Consider the following 25,343-nt stretch of genomic DNA (forward strand, 5'->3'; position numbering starts at 1 on the left):
TGGGAATCTGTCGGGTTCGTAGGGGTACGGAACCGGCAACGGAATATAAGGGCGCGTAGCGCATGAAGTTCGGATTGCGGGTGCGGGGGGGCTTGGCGGCCGCCTTTATCATGTTCGCCGGCCCGGTGGCTTTGCCGCTGGCGAGCGTGGTTCTTTCGTCGCCAGCTGCGGCTCAGACGGTCAACTCGATCGAAGTGGTCGGTAACCGCCGCGTCGAGCTGGAGACCATCCGCTCGTACTTCAAGCCGGGCCCCGGCGGGACGCTCGACGCCGGCCGGGTCGATGACGGCCTCAAGGCGCTGATCGAGACCGGCCTGTTCTCCGACGTGAAGATCAACCGCCAGGGCGGGCGCCTGATCGTCACGGTCGTCGAGAACCCGGTGATCGGCCGCGTCGCGTTCGAGGGCAACAAGAAGGTCAAGGACGAGCAGCTCCAGGCGGAAGTGCAGTCGAAGCCGCGCGGCACGCTGTCGCGCCCGATGGTGCAGTCCGACGCCCAGCGCATCGCGGAGATCTATCGCCGCTCGGGCCGTTACGACGTGCGCGTCACGCCGGAAATGATCGAGCAGCCGAACAACCGCGTCGACCTGATCTTCACGATCGAGGAAGGCGCGAAGACCGGCGTGAAGTCGATCGAGTTCGTCGGCAACAACGCCTTCTCGTCCTATCGCCTCAAGGACGTCATCAAGACCCGCGAGACCAACCTCCTGAGCTTCCTCGGCTCGGGCGACGTCTACGATCCGGACCGTGTCGAGGCCGACCGCGACCTGATTCGCCGCTTCTACCTGAAGAACGGCTATGCCGACGTGCAGGTCGTGGCTGCGCTCAGCGAGTACGATCCGGAGCGCAAGGGTTTCCTCGTGACCTTCAAGATCGAGGAAGGCCAGCAGTACCGGGTCGGTTCGGTCGACTTCCAGTCGTCGATCGCGACGCTCGACGCCACCACGCTGCGCGGATATTCGCGCGTCAGCGTCGGCTCGCTCTACAACGTCGAGAACATCGAGAAGTCGGTCGAGGAGATGCAGATCGAGGCATCGCGGCGCGGCTACGCGTTCGCGGTGGTCCGTCCGCGCGGCGATCGCAACTTCGAGGCTCATACGGTGTCGGTCGTGTTCGCCATCGACGAGGGCCCGCGCACCTATATCGAGCGCATCAACATCCGCGGCAACACCCGCACCCGTGACTACGTCATTCGCCGCGAGTTCGACATCTCCGAGGGCGACGCCTACAACCGCGCCCTGGTGGACCGTGCCGAGCGCCGCCTGAAGAACCTCGACTTCTTCAAGGACGTGAAGATCGTCACCGAGCCGGGCTCTTCGAGCGACCGCGTGGTCCTGAACGTCAACCTGGAAGAGAAGTCGACCGGTGACTTCTCGATCTCCGGCGGTTATTCGACCACGGACGGTGCGCTCGCCGAGGTCTCGATCTCCGAGCGCAACTTCCTCGGCCGCGGCCTGTTCGCCAAGGCGTCGGTGACCTACGGCCAGTTCGCCCGCGGCTACTCGCTGTCGTTCGTCGAGCCCTATCTGCTCGACTACCGGGTCGCGCTGGGCCTCGACCTCTACCAGCGCCAGCAGCTCGCCAACAACTTCATCTCCTACGGCACCAAGACGCTCGGCTTCAGCCCGCGCCTCGGCTTCCAGTTGCGGGAAGACCTGTCGCTGCAGCTGCGCTACTCGATCTATCGCCAGGAGATCTCGCTGCCGGCGACGCTGTCGGACTGTAACAACGTCGCGGCCGGCACCCTGATCGGCAACCGCTTCGTGCCGTTCAATCCGACGCCGGCGTTCATCAATGCGAATGGTCTCGCCGATCCGAACGGCGGTCTCGGCTGCTTTGCCAATGGCGAGGCCTCGCTGCCGGTCCGCCAGGAGCTGGCGAACGGCGCGACGCTGACCTCGGCACTCGGCTACACGCTGAACTACAACACGCTCGACAACAACAAGAACCCGACCGACGGCCTGCTGGTCGACTTCAAGCAGGACTTCGCGGGTGTCGGCGGCGATGTGTCGTACCTGAAGACCGCGTTCGATGCGAAGTACTTCACCCCGCTGGTGTCGGACATCGTCAGCATCGTCCACCTCCAGGGCGGCATCCTGAACAAGATCGGCAATACGCAGCTGCGCATGCTCGATCACTTCCAGATGGGTCCGAACCTGGTTCGCGGCTTCGCTCCGAACGGCATTGGTCCGCGCGATATCAATCCATTCGGCACGCAGGACGCGCTGGGCGGCACCAAGTACTGGGGCGCTTCGCTCGAACTGCAGATGCCGTTCTGGTTCCTGCCCAAGGAGACGGGCCTGAAGGGTGCCGTTTACGCCGACGCTGGCGGCCTGTGGGGCTATCAGGGTCCGACGTCCTGGGCTGCGACGGGCGAGGTTAATACCCCCGGCTGTATCAAGCCGACGCGCAACCCGAACAACGCCGGCACCTGCCTTGGTCTGCAGTTCGATGACCAGAACAAGGTCCGGACCTCGGTCGGCGTGGGTCTGGTGTGGGCGTCGCCGTTCGGTCCGCTGCGCTTCGACTACGCGATCCCGCTCACCAAGGGTCAGTTCGACCGGACGCAGGAATTCCGGTTCGGCGGCGGTACATCGTTCTGAGCCTGGGCCGATCGAATCCGGGTTGGCATCGACCAACCTCGCCGGTGTAAGAAATGGGAGCTCGGTTCCGGGACACCGGAGCCGGGCTCTGACTTTTTGTCTTGAGAGTACGACGGAATGGCCCAGCCGACCTTCTTCCAATCGCCGCCGCCCACGACCCTGGCAGCGATCGCCGCCGCCGCCAAGGCCACCCTGGTCGACCCATCCCGCGGCGAGCAGGTCGTCAAGGGACTGGCGTCGCTCGACGAGGCCGGCCCGATGCATCTGGCGTTCTTCGACAACCTCAGATACGCTGGCCAGCTCGCCGGGACCAAAGCGGGCGCCTGCCTGGTCAGTCCGCGATTCGAGGCGCGCGTGCCGTCCCACGTCGCAGTGCTTCGCGCCAATCAGCCGTTCCGCGCCTTCGTGCAGCTCGCGCGCGAGTTCCATGCCGACGCACTGCGGCCGCAGCCCTGGTTCGGCGACGATGGAATCTCGCCTCAAGCCATCATCGATCCCACCGCGCGGCTGGAGGACGGCGTCATCGTCGAGCCGCTGGCGGTGATCGGCGCCCATGTCGAGATCGGCTCGGGGACGATCGTTGGTGCGGGTGCCGTGATCGGTCCCCACGTCAAGATCGGTCGCGACTGCAATGTCGGCGCCCGCACCGTCATCCAGTGCGCGCTGATCGGCAACGACGTCCTGATCCATCCTGGCTGCAGCATCGGCCAGGATGGCTACGGCTTCATCTTCTTCGGCGCGGATGGGCACACCAAGGTGCCGCAGACCGGGCGGGTGCTGATCCAGAACCATGTCGAGGTCGGCGCCGGCACGACGATCGACCGTGGCAGCCTGCGCGACACGGTGATCGGCGAGGGCACCAAGATCGACAACCAGGTGCAGATTGGCCACAATGTCACAATCGGACGGCATTGCCTGCTGGCGGCCCAGATCGGGCTGGCAGGAAGTCTCACGATCGGCGACAACGTCGCGCTCGGGGCGAAGGTTGGTATCAACAATCACCTGACGATCGGCGATGGTGCGCAGGTGACGGCGATGAGCGGCGTCAAGGACGACATTCCGCCGAACGGCCGGTGGGGCGGTTTCTTCGCCAAGCCGACCAAGCAGTGGTTCCGCGAGATCGTTGCGGTGGAACGGCTGGTGCGAGATTCGACCGCGACGAACAGGGACGAGGGACGGGAGTGATGGAGGAGTCACCCATCAGGTTTGCGGACGTCGACATCAACGAGATTCTCAAGACGCTGCCGCACCGTTATCCATTTCTCCTGATCGACCGCGTGAAGAACATCCGGGCCGACTACAGCGGCATCGGCGTCAAGAACGTTTCGATCGGCGAGCCCTGCTTCCAGGGGCACTTTCCGGAGCGGCCGGTCTATCCGGGCGTGCTGATGATCGAGGGCATGGCCCAGACCGCCGGCGTGATCGGCATCAAGTCGGTCGAGGGCACGGAAAAGCCGCGCGCGGTGTATTTCCTCACCATCGACAAGTGCAAGTTCCGCAAGCCGGTGCTGCCCGGCCAGACCATCGAGTATCACATGCGCTCGATCGGCCGGCGCAAGACGATGTGGTGGTTCCACGGCGATGCCAAGGTCGACGGCGTCGTCGTCGCCGAGGCCGATGTCGGCGCTATGCTGACCGACTGACGGGCTGGTAGAAAGTTGATTGCGTCGAAATGAGCAAGATTGATCCCACCGCACGCGTCGAGGATGGCGCCGTCATCGGTGAGGGGACCGTGATCGGTCCTTACTGCATCGTCGGCCCCAACGTCGTGATCGGGGCCAACTGCAAGCTGATCAGCCACGTCCAGATCATGGGCCACACCACGCTCGGCGATGACAACGTGATCTCGCCCTTCGTCGTGCTCGGCGGCGCGCCGCAGGATCTCAGCTATCGCGGCGAGCCGCATCGGCTCGAGATCGGCTCCGGCTGCACCTTCCGTGAAGGCGTGACGATGAACATCGGCACCACGAAAGGCGGCGGCCTGACCAAGGTCGGCAATGCCGGGTTCTTCATGAACAATGCCCATGTCGCCCACGATTGCGTTGTCGGCGACAACGTGATCTTCGCGACCTCGGCGACACTTGGCGGCCATGTTGAGGTCGGTGATTCCGTCTACATCGGCGGCCTGTCCGCGGTGCATCAGTTCACCCGCATCGGCCATGGCGTGATGGTCGGCGGCGTCTGCGGCGTACGCGGCGATATCATTCCGTATGGCCTCGCCAACGGCCAGTATGCCGCGCTCGAAGGTCTCAACGTCATTGGCATGAAGCGCCGCAAGTTCACACGCGAGCGCCTCGCCACGGTGCGTGCCTTCTATCAAAAGCTTTTCCATGGCCCCGGCGTGTTCGCCGATCGCCTCGCGGCGGTGCGGCCGCTGGCCGGCGAGGATCCCGCCATTGCCGAGATCCTCGCCTTCATCGATGGCGGCCGACATCGCGCCTTGTGCCTGCCCGAGATCGGCAGGCCGGCCATCGAGCCGTAGCGCCATGGCGACGCCGGCCGCCGTGACCTCTCCGCCGATCGGCATGATCGCCGCGGGCGGGGTGCTGCCTTTCGCGGTCGCCGATGCCATCGTCGCGCGCGGCCAGACGCCGGTGCTGTTCGCCTTGAAGGGCATCTGCGATCCAAAGCCGCTGGCGCGCTTCCGTCATCACTGGATCGGCCTCGGCCAACTCGGCAATGCCCTGAAGCTCCTGAAGGCCGAGGGCGTTCGCGATCTCATGTTCATCGGCAATCTCGTTCGTCCGGCCGTGTCGGAGATCCGCTTCGACTGGGGCACGCTGCGCGAGCTGCCCTACATCTGGTCGGCCTTTCGCGGCGGTGACGATCATCTGCTGTCCGGCGTCGGCCGCATCTTCGAGCGCCACGGCTTTCACATGATCGGCGTCAAGGACGTCGCCCCCAATCTGCTCGTGCCCGAAGGGCGGCTGACGCGGAGCGGGCCCAACGATCTGGTGACCGGCGACATCGCCAAAGGAATGTCCGTGCTCCGCGCCATGGCGCCGTTCGATGTCGGGCAGGCCGTGGTCGTGATCGACGGCCACGTCGTTGCGCTCGAGGACATCGAGGGCACCGACGGGCTGCTGGCCCGCGTGGCGCGGCTGCGCGCCGATCGCCGCATTCGTGCTGCTGCCGGGCGCGGCGTGCTGGTGAAGGCGCCCAAGGCTGGCCAGGACCTGCGTTACGACCTGCCGACCATCGGTCCGCGAACCATCGAGGGACTTTCGGCCGCGGGTCTCGCCGGAGTCGCCGTCGCTGCCGCCTATACTCTGCTCGCCGATCCCCAGGAGACAGTGGCTGCCGCCGATCGGGCAGGCGTGTTCATCACGGGTGTCACGGCGTGACGCCCCGGCCTCCGGCAGGCCCGGCCATGCGCAGGATCTGCCTGGTCGCGACCGAAGAGTCCGGTGATCGCCTCGGCGCCAGCCTGATGAAGGTGCTGCGCCAGCGGCTCGGCGACGGCGTCGAATTCTCCGGCGTCGGCGGCCGCGGCATGACACGCGAGGGGCTCGCCTCGCTGTTTCCGATCGAGGAGCTCTCGATCGTCGGCTTCGCGGCGGTGCTGAAGCAGCTGCCCAAGATCCTCCGCCTGATCCGCGGCACCGTCGATGCGATCGTTGCGGACCAGCCCGACGTGCTCGTCATCATCGACAGTCCCGATTTCACCCAGCGCGTGGCGAAGCGGGTTCACGCGCGCGATCCCGAGATTCCGATCGTGAACTACGTGGCACCGACCGTATGGGCGTGGCGCCCGGGCCGGGCACGCGCGATGCGCGGCTACGTCGATCACGTGCTGGGCTTGCTGCCGTTCGAGCCGGAGGCGTTCCGAAGGCTCAATGGTCCGCCCTGTACCTATGTCGGCCATCCCCTGATCGAACAGCTCGCCAACCTGCGCCCCAATGCGGCAGAGCAGGCGCGCCGAGATGCCGACCCTCCCGTTCTGCTGGTGCTTCCTGGCAGCCGGCGCAGCGAGGTCGCTCGCCACATCGCCGTGTTCGGCGAGACATTGGCGCGGCTGCGCGCCCAAAACCTGGCCTTCGAAGCCGTGCTGCCCACCACGCCGCATCTCGAAGCCGCGGTGCGGGCTGGAGTCGCAAACTGGCCGCTCGTTCCGGAGATCATTACGGGCGAGGCCGAGAAGCGGGCAGCCTTCAGGCGCGCGCGCGCCGCGCTCGCCAAGTCCGGCACGGTGACCCTGGAGCTCGCGCTGTCCGGCGTGCCGATGGTGACGGCGTATCGCGTCGGCGAGATCGAGGCGTTCATTCTCCGGCGAGTCGTCAACGTGCAATCGGTCATTCTCGCCAATCTCGTGATCGGCGAGAACGTCATTCCGGAATTCCTTCAGGAAGCCTGCACCGCCGACAATCTCGCGCCCGTTCTCGCCGATCTCCTGGGCGACGGTCCGATACGTTCGCGCCAGGTCGAAGCGTTCGATCGCCTCGACGCGATCATGTCCACGGGCGCGGCCTCGCCAAGCGTGCGCGCAGCCGACATCGTGCTGGCAACGATGCGCAACGGACGGCGCTGATCAGGCCTCAAGCGGCATCTTGAATTCGAAGGTCGCTCTGTCGCCGGTCGACGTGGCCTGGAGCGTGCCGCCATGCGCTCGCGCAATCTCAGAGGCGATGTAGAGTCCGAGCCCGAGACCATGCTGGCTCGGACGCTCGCCACGCATGTAGGGCTTGAACAGATTCTGCATCGCCTTGTCCGAGATCGGCGGTCCGTGATTGGTGACGGCGAGCACGAAAGAGCCTTCGCTCGTTGTTGCGGAGACCTGGATCGGCTTGTCCTTGTCGCCGTAGGAGATGGCGTTGCCGAGCAGGTTCGAGAACAATTGCCCGATCTTGCTGCGGTCGCATTTGACCGGCTCCGCGATGTTGATCCGGGTCTCGATCTCGTGATCGGGCCAGGTCAGCCGGATCTCGGAGATGACCTGCTCGATCACCGGCGCCAGCGGTTGCCGCGCGTCGGGCTTGATCGTCAGGCCGCCGCCGAGGCGCCCCCGGGCGAAATCCATGATGTTGTCGACCAGTCCGGCCATGCGCATGACTGATTTCTGAATCATGGAAATGATCTCAGGCGCCCTGGCGCTGTCCTGACTGCGGAGCAGCACGCGCATTCCGGCGTCGATCGAGGCCAGCGGATTGCGGAGGTCATGGCCGAGAACGCCGATGAATTGCTCTCTCAGCTCGGCGGTCCGGCGCTCGTCGAGCAGGTCAGCCTGGGTGATCTTCAGCCGTTCCTCGGTCGAAAACCTGCGCTTCTCGCTGAGGCCGAGGCTGGCCTGACTGAGCGCGAAGCGCTGATGAAGCTCCAGCTGGGCCGCGATCAACTCCCCGAACAGCTGAAAGGTGCTGACGATCTCGGGCCGGTCCAGCTCGCGCGGCGCTGGATCGATCGCACACAGGGTGCCCCAGATGGTCCTGTCGGACAGGGTGATCGGAGCGGAGATATAGCTGCGAAAGCCGTAGAGCTTTGGCGTCGGGTGATCGCGAAACATGCGATCCGTCTCGACGTCACAGATGACGACAGCTTTGCCTCGCTCCCGGACCTCGCTGCAGATCGTCGTCTTGACGCGCAGCTCGCCACCCTTTTTCAGGCCGAAATTGATGTCGTCGCGAACCGCACAACAGACCCATCGATCCGAGGTCACGCGCGCGACCGCGACGAATCCCATCCCGGTGATCCTGCTCACCGAGTCCAGAATTTTGGGAACGGCGTCGAGCTGCTGGACAGCGTCGACGTCCGGGTTGGGATTGGTCGTCATCGTATGCTCGAGCTGGTCCCCGATCCAGGATGCAAGTCGTGTCTTCGATTTGCACCGTTCAACGCATTCAGCCCCGGAACGTTCGCCGGAACAAAATGATCGTCGTGCGATTGAATGAGATTGGACAGGAGACAGAGTGTCCCGCGTTCGGCTCACAAGAAAAACAGTTCTGGTCGTTGAGGACGAGGGGCTGATCCGCGCCAACGCTGTCGACATGATCAGAGACCTCGGTTTCGAAGTCATCGAGGCAGCTGACGCCGATCAGGCCATTTCGCTTCTCGAACGATGTGACCGCATATCGGTGGTCTTCACGGACGTCCAAATGCCGGGGTCGATGGATGGCCTGCGGCTGGTCGCCGTCATCAGGGACCGCTGGCCTCCGGTCGCGCTCCTGGTGACGTCAGGTCAGGTGACCCCTTCGGAACTGCCGTCCGGCGCGCGCTTCCTTGCCAAGCCATACGGGGCCGAGCAGCTCAGGTCTCATCTCGAGGCGCTGGCCTGATGCACTCCCGGCAGATGCCGCGAGTCAGAAAGCTGCGACCTCACAAACGAAACGGCGCCGTCGGGATCGACGGCGCCGTTCGAAAGCGGAGTTGCGCTGCGCTCAGCCGCGCTTGTCCATTTCGACATAGTCGCGCGTCGCGACGCCGGTGTAGAGCTGGCGCGGACGGCCGATCTTCTGTTGCGGATCCTCGATCATCTCGCTCCACTGGCTGATCCAGCCGACGGTGCGGGCGACGGCGAACAGCACGGTGAACATCGACACCGGGAAGCCCATCGCCTTCAGGGTGATGCCCGAGTAGAAGTCGACGTTCGGATAGAGCTTGCGCTCGATGAAGTACTGATCGCTGAGCGCGATCTTCTCGAGCTCCATCGCGACCTTGAGCATCTGATCGTCGGCGTGGCCCGTCTCCTTGAGCACCGCGTGACACATCTTCTGCATGATCTTGGCGCGCGGGTCGTAGTTCTTGTAGACGCGATGGCCGAAGCCCATCAGGCGCACGTCGCTGTTCTTGTCCTTCACCTTGGCGATGAAGTCCGGAATCTTGTCGACGGTGCCGATCTCGGCCAGCATGTTCAGTGCCGCCTCGTTGGCGCCGCCATGCGCCGGACCCCACAGGCAGGCGATGCCGGCGGCGATGCACGCGAACGGGTTGGCGCCCGAGGAGCCGGCGATGCGCACCGTCGAGGTCGAGGCGTTCTGCTCGTGATCGGCGTGCAGGATGAAGATCTTGTCGAGCGCGTCGGCGAGAACCGGGTTCGGCTTGTACTCCTCGCACGGCACGGCGAAGCACATGTGCAGGAAGTTCTCGGCGAACGAGAGCGAGTTCTTCGGATAAACGAAAGGCTGGCCGATGGTGTATTTGTAGGCCATCGCCGCCAGGGTCGGAATCTTCGCGATCATCCGCATCGACGCGATCATGCGCTGCTTCGGATCGTTGATGTCGGTGGAGTCGTGGTAGAACGCGGCGAGCGCGCCGACCGAAGCGACCATGACCGCCATCGGATGCGCGTCGCGGCGGAAGCCGTGGAAGAAGCGCGACATCTGCTCGTGCACCATCGTGTGGTGGGTCACGCGATAGTCGAAATCCTGCTTCTGGGCCTTGGTGGGAAGCTCCCCGTACAGCAGCAGATAGCAGGTCTCCAGGAAGTCGCCCTTCTCGGCGAGCTGCTCGATCGGATATCCGCGGTATTCCAGGACGCCCGCGTCGCCGTCGATATAGGTGATCTTGGACTGGCAGCTGCCGGTCGAGGTGAAGCCGGGATCATAGGTGAACATCCCGGTCTGGGCGTAGAGCTTGCCGATGTCGATGACGTCGGGACCCACGGTGCCGCTCAGGATCGGAAGATCGAAATTCTTGTTGCCGACGGTGAGGGTCGCGGTCTTGCTTGCGGATTTTGCGTCCATCGTTTGTCCCCGATGAGATCGTTAGGCTTGGCCCTTGTTCTTTTTGAGAGATGGCAGGGCAGGTGGACTTTATCTAGTGCGGTGGCTTTGACATTCGCGTCACTGTCGCTGCCAACAGCTTAAGCGAAGGTCAAATCCGAAACCGTACTGGAATCTTATACTTACTAGTGTCCTTCGGCCCTAACATCCGTCAACGAGCCCGCCGCAACGTGTGAAGGATGTTCGAGCCGGGAAAACCAGTGGGTGCCGCGCAAATGCGTATCGTATTGCCCTGTGCGCTGCAAGATGGGGGGCCATGAGACCTTATGAGGTGGTCTGGTCCTCCAGACGGCCCAAGGATTCATCACGCCCCAGGATCGCCAGAACGTCGAAAATACCGGGTGAGGTGGTTCGGCCGGTGAGCGCCGCGCGGAGCGGCTGGGCCACCGCGCCCAGCTTGAGATTGTTGGCTTCAGCAAACGCACGCAGCGCGGCTTCCGTGGCCGGTCCGCTCCAGGACGCGACAGCAGCCAGCGCGTCACGCAGCCGGCCGATCAAGGCGCGGCTGTCCGGTGTCAGCAGGGCCGCGGCCTTGGCGTCGATCGGAAGCGGCCGGTCGGCAAAGATGAAGGCGGCGCCGTCGATCAGCTCCAAGAGCGTCTTGGCGCGCTCCTTCAGGCTCGGCATCGCCAAAGTGAGCTGCGCGCGCGTGGCGTCGTTGAGCTTGGCCTTGAGAGCCGCGCCGTTCGGCACGTAATTCAGCACGTCCTCGAACTGGCGCACCAGCGCCGCATCGTCGCTGTGGCGGATGTAGTGGCCGTTGAGATTTTCCAGCTTGGCAAAGTCGAACCGCGCCGCCGAGCGGCCGATCGCCGGCAGGTCGAACGCCTTGATCATCTCCTCGGTCGAGAAGATCTCCTGGTCGCCATGGCTCCAGCCGAGCCGCACCAGGTAATTGCGCAGTGCCGACGGCAGATATCCCATCGCACGGTAGGCGTCGACGCCGAGCGCGCCGTGGCGCTTCGACAGCTTCGAGCCGTCGGGCCCGTGAATCAGCGGGATGTGCGACATCGACGGCACCATCCAGCCGAGCGCATCGTAGATCTGCTTCTGGCGCGCGGCGTTGATCAGATGGTCGTCGCCGCGGATGACGTGGGTGACGCCCATGTCGTGGTCGTCGACGACGACCGCCAGCATGTAGGTCGGATTGCCATCGCCTCGCAGCAGCACGAGGTCGTCGAGGTTCTCGTTCTGCCAGACCACGCGGCCCTGCACCTGATCCTCGATCACGGTCTCGCCGGTCAGCGGCGCGCGCAGCCGGATCGTCGGCTTGACGCCTTCGGGCGCCTCCTTGGGATCGCGGTCGCGCCACATGCCGTCGTAGAGCCGGGTGCGGCCTTCCGCGCGCGCCTTCTCGCGCATCGCGGCCAGCTCCTCGGCGGTGGCATAGCAGCGATACGCCATGCCGCTGGCGAGCAGTTGCTCGGCGACCTCGCGATGGCGCGCGGCGCGGCTATATTGGTAGATGACCTCGCCGTCCCAATCGAGCTCGAGCCATTTCAGGCCGTCGAGGATGGCGTCGATCGCCGCACTGGTCGAGCGCTCGCGGTCGGTGTCCTCGATCCTGAGCAGCATCTTGCCGCCGCGGCCGCGCGCATACAGCCAGTTGAACAGGGCCGTCCGGGCGCCTCCGATGTGGAGAAAGCCGGTCGGGGAGGGGGCAAAGCGCGTGACGATCGGGATGGTCATGGGCGGCAGCACGAAATCCAGGCAGGGGCTCAAGAGGGCGGGGGGTGTATAGCAGGCCTATCGCATAACTAAAGCCTTCCTTGGGGGAAGCGGATTTGGCAGATAGGCTGCCAAATTCCGGAGCAGGATATTCTTGATGACCACGACGACAGACACGGCGGCGACGGCAGAGGCAGGGCGCGACTTCATCCGCGACATCGTCCAGGCCGATCTCGACAGCGGCAGGCACAAGACGGTCGTCACCCGGTTCCCCCCGGAGCCGAACGGCTACCTGCATATCGGCCATGCCAAGTCGATCGGCCTCAACTTCGGCATTGCCCAGGAGTTCGGCGGCCGCTGCAATCTTCGCTTCGACGACACCAATCCGACCAAGGAAGAGCAGGAATATATCGATTCCATCCAGGCCGACGTGCGCTGGCTCGGCTATGACTGGGGCGACAACCTGTTCTTCGCCTCGGATTACTTCGAGCGCCTCTACGACTGGGCCGAGGGCCTGATCAAGGCCGGCTTGGCCTATGTCGACGACCAGTCTCAGGAAGACATTCGGCTGTCGCGCGGCACGCTGACCGAGCCCGGCAGGAACAGCCCGTTCCGCGACCGTTCGGTCGAGGAGAATCTCGACCTTTTCCGGCGCATGAAGGCCGGCGAATTCCCGAACGGTGCGCGCGTGCTGCGCGCCAAGATCGACATGGCCGCCGGCAACATCAACCTGCGCGACCCCGTGCTGTATCGGATCCTGCACGCCCACCACCCGCGCACCGGCGACGCCTGGAAGATCTATCCGAGCTATGACTACGCGCACGGGCAGTCCGACGCGATCGAGGGCGTGACGCACTCGATCTGCACGCTCGAGTTCGAGGATCACCGGCCCCTCTACGACTGGTTCCTGGACAAGCTGCCGGTGCCGTCGCATCCGCACCAGTACGAGTTCGCGCGCCTCAATCTCACCTATACTCTGCTATCCAAGCGCGTGCTGACGCGGCTGGTGCAGGACGGCCATGTCGCCGGCTGGAACGATCCACGCATGCCGACCATCGCCGGCCTGAAGCGGCGCGGCGTGCCGCCGGCGGCGGTGCGCGAGTTCATCAAGCGCATCGGAATCGCCAAGGCGAACAGCATCGTCGACGTCGGCATGCTCGAATTCTGCATCCGCGAGGAGCTCAACCGCACGGCGCTGCGCCGGATGGCGGTGCTGCGGCCGCTGAAGGTGGTGATCGAGAACTATCCAGAAGGCCAGGTCGAGGAGCTCGAGGCGATCAACCATCCCGACGATCCCTCGGCCGGCACGCGCAGGATCACGTTCGGCCGCGAGCTCTATATCGAGCAGGACGACTTCATGGAGAATCCGCCGAAGAAGTTCTTCCGCCTGTCGCCGGGCAACGAGGTGCGGCTGCGCTACGCCTATTTCATCAAGTGCCGCGACGTCATCAAGAACGACGCCGGCGAGATCGTCGAGCTGCGCTGTACCTATGATCCGGCGACCAAGGGCGGCAACGCGCCGGATGGACGCAAGGTCAAGGCGACGATGCACTGGCTCTCCGCGGCGGAGTCGTTGCCTGCCGAGATCCGCATCTACAACCAGCTGTTCGCCAATCCGAGCCCGAACGCGGCCGACTTCACCGCCGATCTCAATCCCAACTCGCTCGAGGTCCTCACCGACGCGCGCATCGAGCCAGCGATCGCCGAGAGCAATTCCGACGCGCCGATGCAGTTCGAGCGGCAGGGCTACTTCGTGCGCGATCCGGATTCGACGGCCGACAAGCTCGTGTTCAACCGCACCATCGGCCTGCGCGACACCTTCGCCAAGGAAGTCGCGAAGGGGTGAGGCAAGCGGAGACCGCGGGACGCGTGTGGCTCAGCTGATCGCGTCCTGCCCGGCCTCGGTCAGCGTCGGCACGCCGTCGGTGAGTTCGACGAGGCCGCGCTCGGTGAGCAGCGAAAGATCTTCGTCGGCGACAGGGGACAGCGTCAGCCGGTGGGCCTTGATGTCCCGGAGAGTCCAGCGCAGGTGGATCGCCTTCTCGAGCGCGAGGTCGGCGAAGGGGTCTTCAGGGTCGTGGGCGTCCATCCCCTGAAAAGCACGTGCGGCGCAAAAAGTTCCCCCGCAGCGGCCGTGCAGATCTCCAGGATTCCCGTTCCGTTCTGCTAGGCGCGCTCGCGCAGCTTCCGGTAGCCTTTCCGCCCGTCGGGTAACGGGTTGGTGTGGGGGCAATGGCGGAGCCGGTCAGGCCGCCGGGAGGGCGTCGCGGGATCGCGGGCGTGATGGCCGATGTCTGGCCGCCGCGCGGCGCGCTGGCCGGCGGCTGGCCCGCGATCGGGTCCGGTGCGTCGTCGGTGTTCGCCGCTCGCCTGAAGAGCTGGGCGGCCGAGGAGGCCGGGGCGGGCCGGCTGCTGCCCTGGGTGCCGGTGGCGTTCGGGGCCGGCATCGCGCTGTACTTCACCGCCGATCACGAGCCCGTGCTCTGGATTGCCGCCACCACCGCGGCGCTGCTCGGCATCGTCGCCATCATGATGCGGCGGCATCGGCTGTTTCCGGTTGCCGTGATGATTGCGGCGGCGGCGTGCGGCTTCGCCGCGGCGACTGTCAAGACCGCGCGCGTCGCGCATCCGGTGCTGGCGCGGCCGTTGTATTCGGTGGCGCTGTCCGGCTTCGTCGAGGCGCGCGACATCCGCGAGCGCAGCGACCGCATCGTGCTGCGGGTGACGTCGATGGAGAGCCCGCGCAACGCCGTCACCATCGCGCGTGTCAGGCTCGCGGTGCGCAAGGGCGCGGCGCCCGAGGTCGGCAGCTTCGTGCAGCTCAAGGCGCGGCTGCTGCCGCCGATGGCCCCGGTGCGGCCGGGATCCTACGACTTCGCGCGCGACATGTTCTTCCAGGGCATCGGCGCCTCCGGCTTCGTGATGGGCGCGATCACGACGGCGACGCCGCCGCAGGCCGCCGGCTTCGGCCTGGGCTATGCGGCGGCCATGCAGGGTCTGCGCGATGCGATCGACGCACGCATCCGCGGCCGCCTGTCGGGCGACGAACGCGCCATCGCCACCGCGCTGCTGACCGGCCGGCGCGACGCCATCACGCCCGATGTCAACGACGCGATGTTCGTCTCCGGTCTCGGCCACGTGCTGTCGATCTCCGGCTATCACATGGCGGTCGTCGCCGGTGTCGTGTTCTTCGCCGTGCGCGCGCTGCTGGCGCTGATCCCCGGCCTCACCATCAGCCACCCGATCAAGAAATGGGCGGCGGCCGCAGCGCTGGTCGCGGCGGCGTTCTATCTGTTGCTCTCAGGCGCGGAGGTCGCGACCCAAAGGTCGTTCTTCATGACGGCCGTGGTGCTGATCGCGGTCATGGTCGACCGCCGCGCCGTCACCTTCCGTACGCTCGCGGTCGCCGCGTTGATCGTGCTGGTCGCAGCTCCCGAAGCGCTGGTGCATCCGAGCTTCCAGATGTCGTTCGCGGCGACGCTCGGCCTGGTCGCGCTGGTGCAGTTCGGGCTGCCCAGACTGTTTGCGACGCCGGACAGCTCCACGACGCAGCGCATCGCGCTGTGGGGCGGCCGCGAGCTTGCGATGCTGTTGCTGGCCTCGCTGATCGCGGGGCTCGCGACCACGCCCTATGCCGCCTTCCATTTCCATCGCGTCACGCCCTATGGCGTGCTCGCGAATCTCGCGGCGATGCCGGTCGTCTCGGCGCTGGTGATGCCGGCCGGCCTGATGGGCCTCGTGGCGGCGCCGTTCGGGCTCGACGGTCCCTGGTGGACCCTGATGGGCCTCGGCATCGACTGGATGATCGCGGTGACGCGCTGGGTGGCAGCGCTGCCCGGCGCGGTCGGACGCATCCCGGCCTTCGGCATCGGTCCACTGATCCTGGCCAGCCTCGGTGTCATCCTGATCGGCCTGCTGCGCACCCCGCTGCGGTGGTCGGGCGCCGTGGGGCTCGTGGTGGCCACCGCGTGGGCCGCCGCGACGCCGCTGCCCGACGTGCTGATCGCCGGCGATGGGCGCGCGGTGGCGGTGCGCGGCCGTGACGGGCGCCTGCATGTGATGCGCACCGGCAAGGACGTGTTCGCCACCAAGGAGTGGCTCGCGGCCGACGCCGATGCCCGGCTGCCGGCGGATTCATCGCTCGCCGATGGCGTCTCCTGCGACGAGGCGGGCTGCGTGGTCGCGATGGCCGATGGCCGCTTCGCCGCCGTGACCCTGCGCGCCGAGGCGCTCGCCGATGATTGCGCCCGTGCTGCGCTCATCGTCACCGCGCGCGCCGCGCCGTCATCCTGCGCGGCGGCCGTCATCGATCGCGAGCGGCTGCGGCAGCAGGGCGCCTTGATGCTGGTGCAGCGGGGCAGGAGCTTCGCCGTCACGCCGGCGCGCGCCGGCGGCACCGACCGCCCATGGTGGCCGGCGCCCGCCGAGGCCGGCGAGTTCGACACGACGCTGACGCCGCGCGCGCCGGCCGTGCGGCCTCAGGACGCGACGCCGCCGGAGACGGAGCAGGGCGAGGAAGACTGAGTGCCGGGCAGCTCGAACGTGCCGAGATGATACTCGGTGTCGCCAGGTCCATGTTGCCAAGTCCATCGAACAGCGAGGGGCTTTCGGCCAGCGTGAACGCAGCGCGCGGATAGCGTTGCCAGATGGCGATGTCGTCAGCCGTGACTGTCAGCCATCCGAACACAAGCATATTGCAGCCGGGCTCGGTGATCCCGGCGGCCTTGTTCCAATCGATCTTGTTGACCACGGCGGCAGGCTCCCCCGGCACATCATGGCGGCCGAGGGATGTCGTTCCTATCCGATGCGATGCCGGGGCGTAAGGTTCGCCCGAGAGGACTTTGCGCTTGCAGAACCCAAATCTCCCACGGTCGAAAGCTCGCTCACGACCGAGAGAAATGCCGATGCGGAGACCCCTCAGGTGATGCTGATGCGGCGAATCGGTGTGGCCTGCGAAGGCGGCACGTCCTCGGCGATGTCCGGGCGTCGCTCCGCCGGCTGCTTGCTGACCGGCAATTGCAGCACGGTGACGCGCTGGCCCTCGCAGAGCTGGGTCACCAGCACGTGGCGGCCATCGGCGAATTCGATCGCGTCGTGATGGCGATCGGGAATGTGAGTCTCGATGCTGTTGAACTTTGCGACGCGCTCGCGGATCGTCCGGGTCCAGAGCCAGCGGCTGTCGTAGCGGACGTCCTCGGCGAAGGCCAACTCGGTGCCGGGCAGCATGCAGACTGCGACGGTCGGCTCGCTCTCCAGCGCGAAGCCGCGGGTGGCGGTGCCACGGAAGGTCATCGAGATCAACGTCTCGCCGACCTTGGCGGGACGGGACGCAACCGCATGGAGGCTGTAGTCACACATCGGATCGCTCCTCGTTGAGAGATAGCCGACCCACGCTCCCCCCGGACAGGCGCAGGCCTCTATCAGAGTGGACATCGATGGTGATGTTAGCGCGCGCTTCGCGGCAATTCTGCGCTGATCTGCATCGCGTGTGCCCGCGGCCGATCACAAGCGTTTGAGCATGCCGCGCTGCACATCATGAGGTGCATTCGCGCGTGACGTATTTTGCTGGGCAGCCTCCGATCGGCGGCGAAAGCGCGTGCGCCCGCCGCCCATCGACCGATCCCATTCGCGATCAGTACTTGCGGTACAGCCCGACCAGCTTGCCTTGGATCTTCACCCGGTTCGGCGGCAGGATGCGTACCTCGTAGGCGGTGTTGGCCGGCTCCAGCGCGATCGATGCGCCGCGGCGGCGGAAGCGCTTCAACGTCGCTTCCTCATCGTCGATCAGCGCCACCACGATGTCGCCGGTGTCGGCGGTCTCGTTGCGTTGGATCAGCGCCATGTCGCCGTCGAGGATGCCGGCATCGACCATGGAGTCGCCGCGCACCTCAAGCGCATAGTGATCGCCGTTGCCGAGCATGTCGGCAGGCACGCTGATGGTGTGGCTGCGCGTCTGTAGCGCCTCGATCGGAGTACCGGCGGCGATGCGGCCCATCACCGGCACTGCGACGGGGCGCTCGCCATCGTCCAGCGCGGGAGTGCTGGTGCGCACCTTGCCGAGATTGCCCTCGATCACCGATGGGGTGAAGCCGCGGCGGTTGTTGGCGGCCTGTGACAGCTCGGGCAGCTTGATCACCTCGATCGCGCGGGCGCGGTTGGGCAGCCGGCGGATGAAGCCGCGCTCCTCGAGCGCCGTGATCAGGCGATGAATGCCGGACTTCGAGCGCAGATCGAGCGCATCCTTCATCTCGTCGAAGGACGGCGGCACGCCGGCTTCCTTGAGCCGCTCGTTGATGAACCGCAGAAGTTCGTACTGTTTGCGCGTCAGCATCTCGACCTGGTCCCCGGTTTGTTGTCGTCCGAGTCCAGGAGCTGCGCCTCGCGCACAAACCGGCTGAGAGCGCCCTGGAGTCGGACCGTCATCGCGTCGCCCGCAACATACTAAAAACAAATCATGAACGGACACTATATGTTCGATGTGTGTTCCGCAATCCTAAAAATATGATGAACAGACCGGGCTTTACCGGGGAAGCGGCTCAGTTCGGCAGGCGCAGGATCTCGCACGGGCTGCCCGCAGGCGCCTTCGGCGCAAACGCCGGCCGGATCACCACAGCCTGCGAGAGCGCGAGATTGCCGAGCAGCGACGAATCCTGCTGGCTCACCGGGGTCGCGACCAGCGTGCCGTCGGCGCGCTCTTCGAGCTGTGCCCGCAGATAGTCCTCGCGCGAATCGTTCGGCCCCAGTTCGCGGCCGAGCAGGGCGGTCTCGCGCGGCATCACGGCCTCGTCACGGCCGAGCAGCCGCCGAATCAGCGGCACCAGGAACAGGATGGCGCAGACATAGGACGACACCGGATTGCCGGGCAGTCCGATCACCCTGATGTCGCCGAGCCGTCCGTGCATCATCGGCTTGCCCGGCCGCATCGCGATCTTCCAGAACGCCATCTCGACGCCCTCGGCTTCGAGCGCCTGCTTGACGAGGTCGTGATCGCCGACCGAGGCGCCGCCGGTCGTGATCAGGATGTCGGCCTTGGCCTCGCGGGCCCGGCGGATGCCGGCGATCGTCGCCTGCATCGTATCCGCGGCGATGCCCAGATCGATCGGGGTCCCGCCCTCGTTGCGCACCAGCGCCCGCAAGGCGTAGCCGTTGGAATAGACGATCTGGCCCGGGCCGGGCGTCGAGCCCGGCATCACCAGCTCGTCGCCGGTGGCGAGCAGCGCCACCTTCGGCCGGCGCCGCACCGGCAGCGCCGGATGATTCATGCTGGCCGCCAGCGACAGGTCGCGGTCGCTGAGCCGGCGCCCGGACTTCAGCAGCACCATGCCCTGGTGAAAGTCGACGCCCGCCGGCCGGATATGCCGGCCCTTGATCGCGGCCTCGGTGATCACGACGTGGCCGTCTTCGGCGATCGTGTCCTCCTGGATCACCACCGCGTCCGCGCCCTCCGGAACAACGCCACCGGTGAAGATCCGCGCCGCCTCGCCGGGTCCAACCACGCGATCGAACGGCCGCCCTGCCGCAACCTCGCCGATGACCTTCAGCCGCGCCTTGGCCTGGGCGGCGTCCGCCGCGCGCACGGCATAGCCGTCCATCGCCGACATTGCCTCGGGCGGCTGCGTCCGCAGCGCCGCGAGGTCCCGCGCCAGGATGCGGTGAAACGCTTCGTCCAGCCCGACCTGCTCCTCGGCCAGCGGCTCGGCGCCGGCGAGCACGGCGGACAACGCATCAGACACCGGCATCAGGGCCATGGGATTTCCTTCGGACGGAGACGGCAGATCGAATGAATCGCCTTCTAACCGAACGCGCACGGCGCGGCCAAGGGCCTAGGCCGCTCCCTGCGTTCTGACCGTCTGCTGTGGGCCGTTTCCGGGCCGCTGCCTCACGATCGCGCGAGAAAGTCTGCAATCAACCGCATGACCTCCTGCGGACGTTCCAGGCTCGGCAGGTGCGCCGTTCCGGCCAGCTCATGTCCTGACCCGTTCGGCATTGTTGCGGCGAGCAGCCTGCTTCGCTGCTGGATGTGAGGAAAGTCCAAGTCCCCCCGGATGACGAGCGATGGCGCGACGATCTCCGCGAGGCGCGGGAAGGCTGGTGCCATATCGAGAGTCGCGCCGGTTGGCGGCGCGCGGAGTGCGGCGGCGTTCTTCTTCAGGAACGTCTCGCGCGGCTCGCCGGAGATGCGTCCCTCGCGCTGCAAGGGACCGTCGACCCACAGATGCGTCTTGATAGCGCTGACCCGATCCCAATCCTGTGCGGCCTCGGCAGCGGCCAACGACGCCGTTAGCGCCTTGATCTCCGGTGGATAGACCGGCTCCGGCGCGCCGCTGATCGAAGGTGCGATCAGCACCAGCGATGCCATACGTGACGGATGGCGAGGCGCGAAGTCGAGCGCGATGCGGCCTCCTTGCGAGCAGGCAATCAGCGTCGCCGGCCGCCCCGGCGCGAGCGCGTCGACGACGGCGAGCAGGTCCTCGACCGGAGAATGAGCTTCCTCATAGGCGACCGTCTCACCAAATCCGCGCCGGTCATAGGCGATCGTCATATGCGCTGCCGCGACGCCCTCGATCTGCGCGCGCCACATGGACGAGCATTGGACCGTGGACCAGCCGATCTACGATCCCAGCACGATCGACTGCCCGGTGCTCGTGCTCGCGGCGGAATGGGATGTGGATGTCCGCTTCGGGATGGCGCACGACCTGTTCGTTCGCCTCGTGAGCGCGCCATACAAGCGCCTGGTCGAGATCGGGCAGGGCACGCACATGATCCTGATGGAGCGGAATCGAACGGCAGGCGTTCGACGTGGTGATCGGATTTCTCAACGAGCGCGTCGTGCCGGCGCGTTGATCGTCGCGCGGACGACCTGCACCGCGTCAGAGCGGATGCCGAATCCAGACATTCGGCTCGACATAGGCGGCATGGTCGTGCTCGACCGCCGCGAGCACGGGCACGAGAGCACCGGGGACCTCGATCTCACCCGAGCGATCGAAGGTCACGCCGGTCCATTGCGACCAATCGGCGAGCGTGCCGACGATGGTCATCGAGCACGGCGCGATCTTGACGATCTCGCCGCCGATGCCGATGCGCTTAGGCGCCGGCTCGTCTGCGACCAGCGGATGTGGCGGGAGACGGGCCGGATGGCGCCGTTGCCGGCGGTCGCATTTAAGATTCGCTTTTTCGGAAAAAGCTGCTATGCTGATTTGGTCCCGTGCTCGACAGGAGGGGCGCTTCGCGATCGTCACGGACGTGGAGCGCGGGATGCGGTGGCCGCGACGTGTCGCAGCGTGCCCTGATGGCGCGCGGACGAACGGCATGGCGCGGACGTGAAGTCGCGTGGTCCTGGCATCCCGAAGCTGATGCCAAGCCGGCGGGTGCTGATGATCCCGTCGGCGACGGTGGCCAACAAGCCGAGCACCGGGGAGATCGCGTATAAGCGTGAAGACCATCGCGCAGGGAATGCCGGATGTCGGCTGGACCTGTGGTGACTGCCGCCTGCTTTTTTTCTGCAGGCGGGCCATGGGTTGCGGCCTGCAGCCCGGCATTCCCTGCGCCCTCCGATTGGAGGAGGGTGAAATGAGAGCAGCAAAGCTCGGGCACATCGTGTCGCGAGAACAATTTTGCACGAGTGGGCACCGTCATTGCGAGCGCAGCCTTTCAGAACGTTACGCCGCTGGCCATGACGCACTCTTGCGCGACGCGATCAGATCCCGAGCGCCTCCAGCGCCGCGGCGATGTCGGCCGTCGAGCGCACCAGCACCGCCTGCAGCCCGCTCGTCCGCGCGCCGTCGATGTTTTCAGCGAGATCGTCGAAGAATACGATGCGCTCGGCGGGCACGCCGATCGCCTGCACGACGTGATCATACGCCTCGGCATCCGGCTTTCGCAGGCCGATCGACGACGACAGGAAGATCTCGCGAAAGTGACCAAGCAGGTCGGCATAGCGCGGCGAGAAGTGATCGATGTGCGGCTTGTTGGTGTTGGAGAAGGCATAGAGCGGCAGTCTCGAAGCCGCGCGTGCAAGCAGCGGGGCGATGCCCGGCATCGGGCCGACGAAGATCGCGTTCCAGCCCTCGAGAAACTGCGCGTCGGTGATGTCGATGCCGAGTTGCCGGCGCAGGTTGGCGAAGAACGCGGCATCGGAGACGGTGCCGCGCTCGTGCCCGTGATAGATCTCGTCGCGCACGAAGCGCGCGGCGACGCGCTCCGGCGGACAGCCGGCATGCGCTGCCCAGCGCGAGACCACCTGGACGAAATCAATGTCGATGACGACGCGGCCGAGATCGAACAGCAGCGCGTCGGCGACGCCGGGGCGGAGAGCGGAGGCGGGCATGGGGCGGGTCGACGATGCCTTGCGTGGGACGGAAGCGGCGCCTCCTCAATACCGGTAGGGCTCGATGTCGACCAGCGGAAACGCGCTGACCACGCTCGGCGGGTTGGTGGCGGCCGCCGGATGCAGATAGGACGCGTTCAGCTCCGCGAACGAGGTGACGCCGAGCAGGCCGAGCGTGCGGATGACCTCGTCCTCCAGCAGCTCGAGCATGCGCAGGATGCCGTCCTCGCCGGCCGCGGCGAGCGCCCAGCATTGCAGCCGGCCGATGCCGACGAGGTCGGCGCCGGAGGCGATCGCCTTGACGATGTCGGTGCCGCGGCAGAAGCCGCCGTCGACCATGATCTTTGCCCGGCTCTTCACGGCGGCGACGATCTCCGGCAGCACATGCATGGCTCCGCGGCCATGGTCGAGCTGGCGGCCGCCATGGTTGGAGACGTAGATCCAGTCGACGCCGTGATCGACCGCAATCTGCGCGTCCTCGGCGGTCGCGATGCCCTTGATGATCAGCGGCAGCTTGAACTTGTCCTTGATCAGCTTGACGGTGTGCCAGCTCAGCGCCTTCTGGTGGTCGCCGCCGGTTGCGCGCAGCCGGCTTTCGCGGACGTATCGCTTGGCGATGTCGCGCTCACGCCGGCTGTAATGGGCGGTGTCGACGGTCAGGCAGAACGCGGTGTAGCTGTTGGCGACCGCCCGGCTCACATAGTCCTCGACGAAGGCGTCGTCGCCGCGGACATAGAGCTGGAAGATTCGCAGCGCGTCGGGCGCGGCCTCGGCGGTCTTCTCCAGCCCGGGTTCCGACACCGAGCTCAGCATGTGCGCGGCTCCGAATCGGCCCGCCCCGCGGGCCACGCTGGCCGCCCCTGCCGGATCGAAGATTTCGAGCGCACCGACCGGGGCCATGACCACCGGCAGGCGCAGCTTGCGTCCGAAAGTTTCGACCGAGGCATCGACCCTGGACACGTCGCGCAGCACGCGCGGACGGAACGCGATCTCGTCGAGCGCCATCCGGTTCCGGCGCAGCGTGGTCTCGGTTTCGGCCCCGCCGATGATGTAGTCCCAGGCGTTCTGGTTGAGCTGGGCGCGCGCCTTGCGGATGAGCTCGTGCAGGTTCTGGAACTTCTCGTCGCTCGAGCCGAGTTCGATGTTCCGCCACCCGGCCTCGATCGGGGTCCGTTGGTTCATGTTTGCCTCCCAGCGACTGTCATGCTTGCGGTTTTGCTGCGGAGCATTGCCCATCGAGCGGGCCGGGAGCAAGCCATTCCGAACTCGAGCTTCCCGGGCGCGCGCGGGGAGCGGCGCCCCGCAGGCCCAGGCCATCAAATCGCGGCGTGGTACACGGCTCGTCGAATTGTGATCATGGGTGTCCGTGAAAGCCGGGGTATGTTCAGCCGGGCCCGGCGCCGGCGCAGCCTTGAGCTTGATTTCAGCCTGTGAACGTCCATTTCGGATGCGAGCGCCGGCGGTCGGGCCCCGGTACGGCGGCGCAATATCGGCCTTGAAGAAACCGGAAATGTGGTGTGTGTTCGCAACACAAATCGCGCCGGCGATGCGTGCGGACCATTTGATCGGCCGGCCATCCAACAAACGCTCGGGAAGCAAACAATGCGAAAAAACTGGCTGTTCTTGGCGGGCACGATGACCGGCGTCGGGCTGACCCTGATGGTCACGGGTCCCGACGGCGCGCAACTCGTTGCGAAGGCCAAGGCCGCGGCCGGCATGGCCGACACCTATTCGCAGCTCAATCTGTTCGGCGCGGTGTTCGAGCGTGTTCGCGCCGACTATGTCGAGAAGCCGAGCGATCCCGCGCTGATCGAAGGCGCCATCAACGGCATGGTGTCCTCGCTCGATCCGCATTCGCGCTACATGAACGACAAGTCCTGGCGCGACATGCAGGAGACCACGTCCGGCGAGTTCGGCGGACTCGGTCTCGAGGTCACCATGGAGGAGGGCCTGGTCAAGGTCGTCGCGCCGATCGATGACACGCCCGCGTCCAAGGCCGGCGTTCTCTCGGGCGATCTCATCGCCAAGATCGACGGCGAGGCGGTGCAGGGACTGACGCTCGAGCAGGCCGTCGCCAAGATGAAGGGCGGCGTCAACACCAAGACCAAGCTCACCATCATGCGCAAGGGCAAGGACGCACCGCTCGACGTTACGCTGACGCGCGAGATCATCAAGGTGCGCCCGGTGCGCTATCACACCGAAGGCGGCGACATCGGTTATATCCGCATCACATCCTTCAACGAGCAGACCACCGAGAGTCTGCGCAAGGCGGTCGCCAGCATCTCCAAGGAGATCCCGCAGGAGAAGCTCGCCGGCTACGTGGTCGACCTGCGCAACAATCCGGGCGGGCTGCTCGATCAGGCCGTGTCGGTCTCCAGCACGTTCCTGCCGCGGGGCGAGGTGGTCTCCACCCGCGGCCGCAATCCGGAGGAGACGCAGCGCTTCACCGCGCGCGGCGGCGACCTCACCAAGGGCAAGCCGCTCGTGGTGCTGATCAATGGCGGCTCGGCCTCTGCGTCGGAGATCGTGGCCGGCGCGCTGCACGATCACAAGCGTGCGACCCTGGTCGGCACGCGCTCGTTCGGCAAGGGCTCGGTGCAGACCATCATTCCGCTCGGCGCTGGCAACGGCGCGCTGGCGCTGACCACGGCGCGCTACTACACGCCGTCGGGACGCTCGATCCAGGCGCAGGGCATCGCGCCGGACATCGAGGTCAAGCAGGACGTGCCGGACGAGCTGAAGGATCGCGGCGATCTCAAGGGTGAGGCCGGCATGCGCGGCCATCTCTCCGCTGCCGACGGCACCGAGCAGACCGGCTCGCAGTCCTACGTTCCGCCGGACGAGAAGGACGACAAGGCGCTGCACGCCGCATTCAACGTGCTGCGGGGCGTCACGGTGAACGCCGACGTCCGCGCCAAGGCGGCGGTGCCGAACTGATCTGCGAAGCGGGCGGGTGCGCGGCTCGCGACGCGCGATGCTCACACCCGACGGGGCGGCCCTGAGGCCGTCCCGCCGTGGTTTTCGACCAGT

At 66.2% G+C, this 25,343-nt stretch carries 21 protein-coding genes; 11 read left to right on the forward strand and 10 right to left on the reverse strand.

Going from position 1 to position 25,343, the window contains the following annotated elements:
- Window positions 1–62 precede the first annotated feature (62 nt).
- From bamA to lpxB, 6 genes are all read left to right on the forward strand, one after another.
- Window positions 63–2,603: an outer membrane protein assembly factor BamA gene (bamA, locus tag QX048_RS06480; protein ID WP_315711604.1), complete on the forward strand. Its 2,541-nt coding sequence runs from the start codon at window positions 63–65 to the stop codon at window positions 2,601–2,603.
- 117 nt (window positions 2,604–2,720) lie between these two features.
- Window positions 2,721–3,788, forward strand: a complete 1,068-nt coding sequence (lpxD, locus tag QX048_RS06485; protein ID WP_315711605.1) for a UDP-3-O-(3-hydroxymyristoyl)glucosamine N-acyltransferase — start codon at window positions 2,721–2,723, stop codon at window positions 3,786–3,788.
- Window positions 3,788–4,246, forward strand: coding sequence for a 3-hydroxyacyl-ACP dehydratase FabZ (fabZ, locus tag QX048_RS06490; protein WP_284418776.1), 459 nt, complete (start codon window positions 3,788–3,790; stop codon window positions 4,244–4,246). Before lpxD ends, fabZ begins: the two co-directional genes overlap by 1 nt.
- Before the next feature lie 29 nt (window positions 4,247–4,275).
- Window positions 4,276–5,085, forward strand: coding sequence for an acyl-ACP--UDP-N-acetylglucosamine O-acyltransferase (gene lpxA, locus QX048_RS06495; RefSeq protein ID WP_315711606.1), 810 nt, complete (start codon window positions 4,276–4,278; stop codon window positions 5,083–5,085).
- Between the two features lie 4 nt (window positions 5,086–5,089).
- Window positions 5,090–5,947 carry an LpxI family protein gene (locus tag QX048_RS06500; protein WP_315750910.1) on the forward strand — a complete coding sequence of 286 codons (858 nt, stop codon included), beginning with the start codon at window positions 5,090–5,092 and terminating at the stop codon, window positions 5,945–5,947.
- 26 nt (window positions 5,948–5,973) lie between these two features.
- Window positions 5,974–7,131, forward strand: coding sequence for a lipid-A-disaccharide synthase (gene lpxB, locus QX048_RS06505; protein ID WP_315827146.1), 1,158 nt, complete (start codon window positions 5,974–5,976; stop codon window positions 7,129–7,131).
- Here the strand turns inward: lpxB and QX048_RS06510 are convergent, their stop codons facing one another.
- Complete coding sequence (locus tag QX048_RS06510) at window positions 7,132–8,370, reverse strand: GAF domain-containing sensor histidine kinase (protein WP_315827145.1); 1,239 nt, start codon at window positions 8,368–8,370, stop codon at window positions 7,132–7,134.
- A 136-nt stretch (window positions 8,371–8,506) separates the two neighbouring features.
- Here QX048_RS06510 and QX048_RS06515 point away from each other — a divergent pair, with 136 nt between their 5' ends.
- The gene (locus QX048_RS06515) at window positions 8,507–8,872 is read left to right on the forward strand and encodes a response regulator (protein WP_315711610.1); all 366 of its coding nucleotides are present in this window, start codon (window positions 8,507–8,509) and stop codon (window positions 8,870–8,872) included.
- A gap of 102 nt (window positions 8,873–8,974) precedes the next feature.
- Here QX048_RS06515 and gltA read toward each other — a convergent pair whose 3' ends face one another.
- Both gltA and gltX read right to left on the reverse strand, forming a co-directional pair.
- The gene (gltA, locus tag QX048_RS06520) at window positions 8,975–10,279 is read right to left on the reverse strand and encodes a citrate synthase (protein ID WP_315711611.1); all 1,305 of its coding nucleotides are present in this window, start codon (window positions 10,277–10,279) and stop codon (window positions 8,975–8,977) included.
- A gap of 303 nt (window positions 10,280–10,582) precedes the next feature.
- On the reverse strand, window positions 10,583–12,007 hold the full coding sequence (gene gltX, locus QX048_RS06525) for a glutamate--tRNA ligase (RefSeq protein ID WP_315827144.1): 1,425 nt from the start codon (window positions 12,005–12,007) through the stop codon (window positions 10,583–10,585).
- A 136-nt stretch (window positions 12,008–12,143) separates the two neighbouring features.
- On the opposite strand from gltX, the gene QX048_RS06530 reads away from it, so the two are divergent.
- The gene (locus tag QX048_RS06530) at window positions 12,144–13,832 is read left to right on the forward strand and encodes a glutamine--tRNA ligase/YqeY domain fusion protein (RefSeq protein ID WP_315827143.1); all 1,689 of its coding nucleotides are present in this window, start codon (window positions 12,144–12,146) and stop codon (window positions 13,830–13,832) included.
- 30 nt (window positions 13,833–13,862) lie between these two features.
- Here the strand turns inward: QX048_RS06530 and QX048_RS06535 are convergent, their stop codons facing one another.
- The gene (locus tag QX048_RS06535) at window positions 13,863–14,075 is read right to left on the reverse strand and encodes a hypothetical protein (protein WP_315711615.1); all 213 of its coding nucleotides are present in this window, start codon (window positions 14,073–14,075) and stop codon (window positions 13,863–13,865) included.
- Between the two features lie 143 nt (window positions 14,076–14,218).
- On the opposite strand from QX048_RS06535, the gene QX048_RS06540 reads away from it, so the two are divergent.
- On the forward strand, window positions 14,219–16,510 hold the full coding sequence (locus tag QX048_RS06540; protein WP_316191334.1) for a ComEC/Rec2 family competence protein: 2,292 nt from the start codon (window positions 14,219–14,221) through the stop codon (window positions 16,508–16,510).
- Window positions 16,511–16,903: 393 nt separating this feature from the next.
- On the opposite strand, the gene QX048_RS06545 is transcribed toward QX048_RS06540, so the two are convergent.
- The 4 genes from QX048_RS06545 to QX048_RS06560 all read right to left on the reverse strand — a co-directional run bounded on the left by QX048_RS06545 (window position 16,904) and on the right by QX048_RS06560 (window position 20,567).
- Window positions 16,904–17,344 carry a hypothetical protein gene (locus tag QX048_RS06545; protein ID WP_315711618.1) on the reverse strand — a complete coding sequence of 147 codons (441 nt, stop codon included), beginning with the start codon at window positions 17,342–17,344 and terminating at the stop codon, window positions 16,904–16,906.
- A gap of 274 nt (window positions 17,345–17,618) precedes the next feature.
- Complete coding sequence (gene lexA, locus QX048_RS06550; protein ID WP_172109545.1) at window positions 17,619–18,317, reverse strand: transcriptional repressor LexA; 699 nt, start codon at window positions 18,315–18,317, stop codon at window positions 17,619–17,621.
- Between the two features lie 205 nt (window positions 18,318–18,522).
- The gene (glp, locus tag QX048_RS06555; RefSeq protein ID WP_315827478.1) at window positions 18,523–19,734 is read right to left on the reverse strand and encodes a gephyrin-like molybdotransferase Glp; all 1,212 of its coding nucleotides are present in this window, start codon (window positions 19,732–19,734) and stop codon (window positions 18,523–18,525) included.
- A 131-nt stretch (window positions 19,735–19,865) separates the two neighbouring features.
- Window positions 19,866–20,567: an alpha/beta hydrolase gene (locus QX048_RS06560; protein WP_315827479.1), complete on the reverse strand. Its 702-nt coding sequence runs from the start codon at window positions 20,565–20,567 to the stop codon at window positions 19,866–19,868.
- On the opposite strand from QX048_RS06560, the gene QX048_RS06565 reads away from it, so the two are divergent.
- A complete protein-coding gene (locus tag QX048_RS06565) occupies window positions 20,566–21,276 on the forward strand; it encodes a hypothetical protein (protein WP_315827480.1) in 711 nt (236 codons plus the stop codon). The two genes, QX048_RS06560 and QX048_RS06565, sit on opposite strands and share 2 nt — an antisense overlap.
- Window positions 21,277–21,683: 407 nt before the next feature.
- Here the strand turns inward: QX048_RS06565 and QX048_RS06570 are convergent, their stop codons facing one another.
- Window positions 21,684–22,313, reverse strand: a complete 630-nt coding sequence (locus tag QX048_RS06570) for an HAD family phosphatase (protein ID WP_315827481.1) — start codon at window positions 22,311–22,313, stop codon at window positions 21,684–21,686.
- Between the two features lie 45 nt (window positions 22,314–22,358).
- The gene (locus QX048_RS06575; RefSeq protein ID WP_315827482.1) at window positions 22,359–23,495 is read right to left on the reverse strand and encodes an alpha-hydroxy acid oxidase; all 1,137 of its coding nucleotides are present in this window, start codon (window positions 23,493–23,495) and stop codon (window positions 22,359–22,361) included.
- Window positions 23,496–23,915: 420 nt separating this feature from the next.
- Between QX048_RS06575 and QX048_RS06580 the strand changes: the two genes are divergently transcribed.
- The gene (locus QX048_RS06580; protein ID WP_315827483.1) at window positions 23,916–25,250 is read left to right on the forward strand and encodes a S41 family peptidase; all 1,335 of its coding nucleotides are present in this window, start codon (window positions 23,916–23,918) and stop codon (window positions 25,248–25,250) included.
- The last annotated feature ends 93 nt before the right edge of the window (window positions 25,251–25,343 follow it).

The organism is Bradyrhizobium sp. SZCCHNS30572 (genome assembly GCF_032484415.1).
Lineage (GTDB): Bacteria > Pseudomonadota > Alphaproteobacteria > Rhizobiales > Xanthobacteraceae > Bradyrhizobium.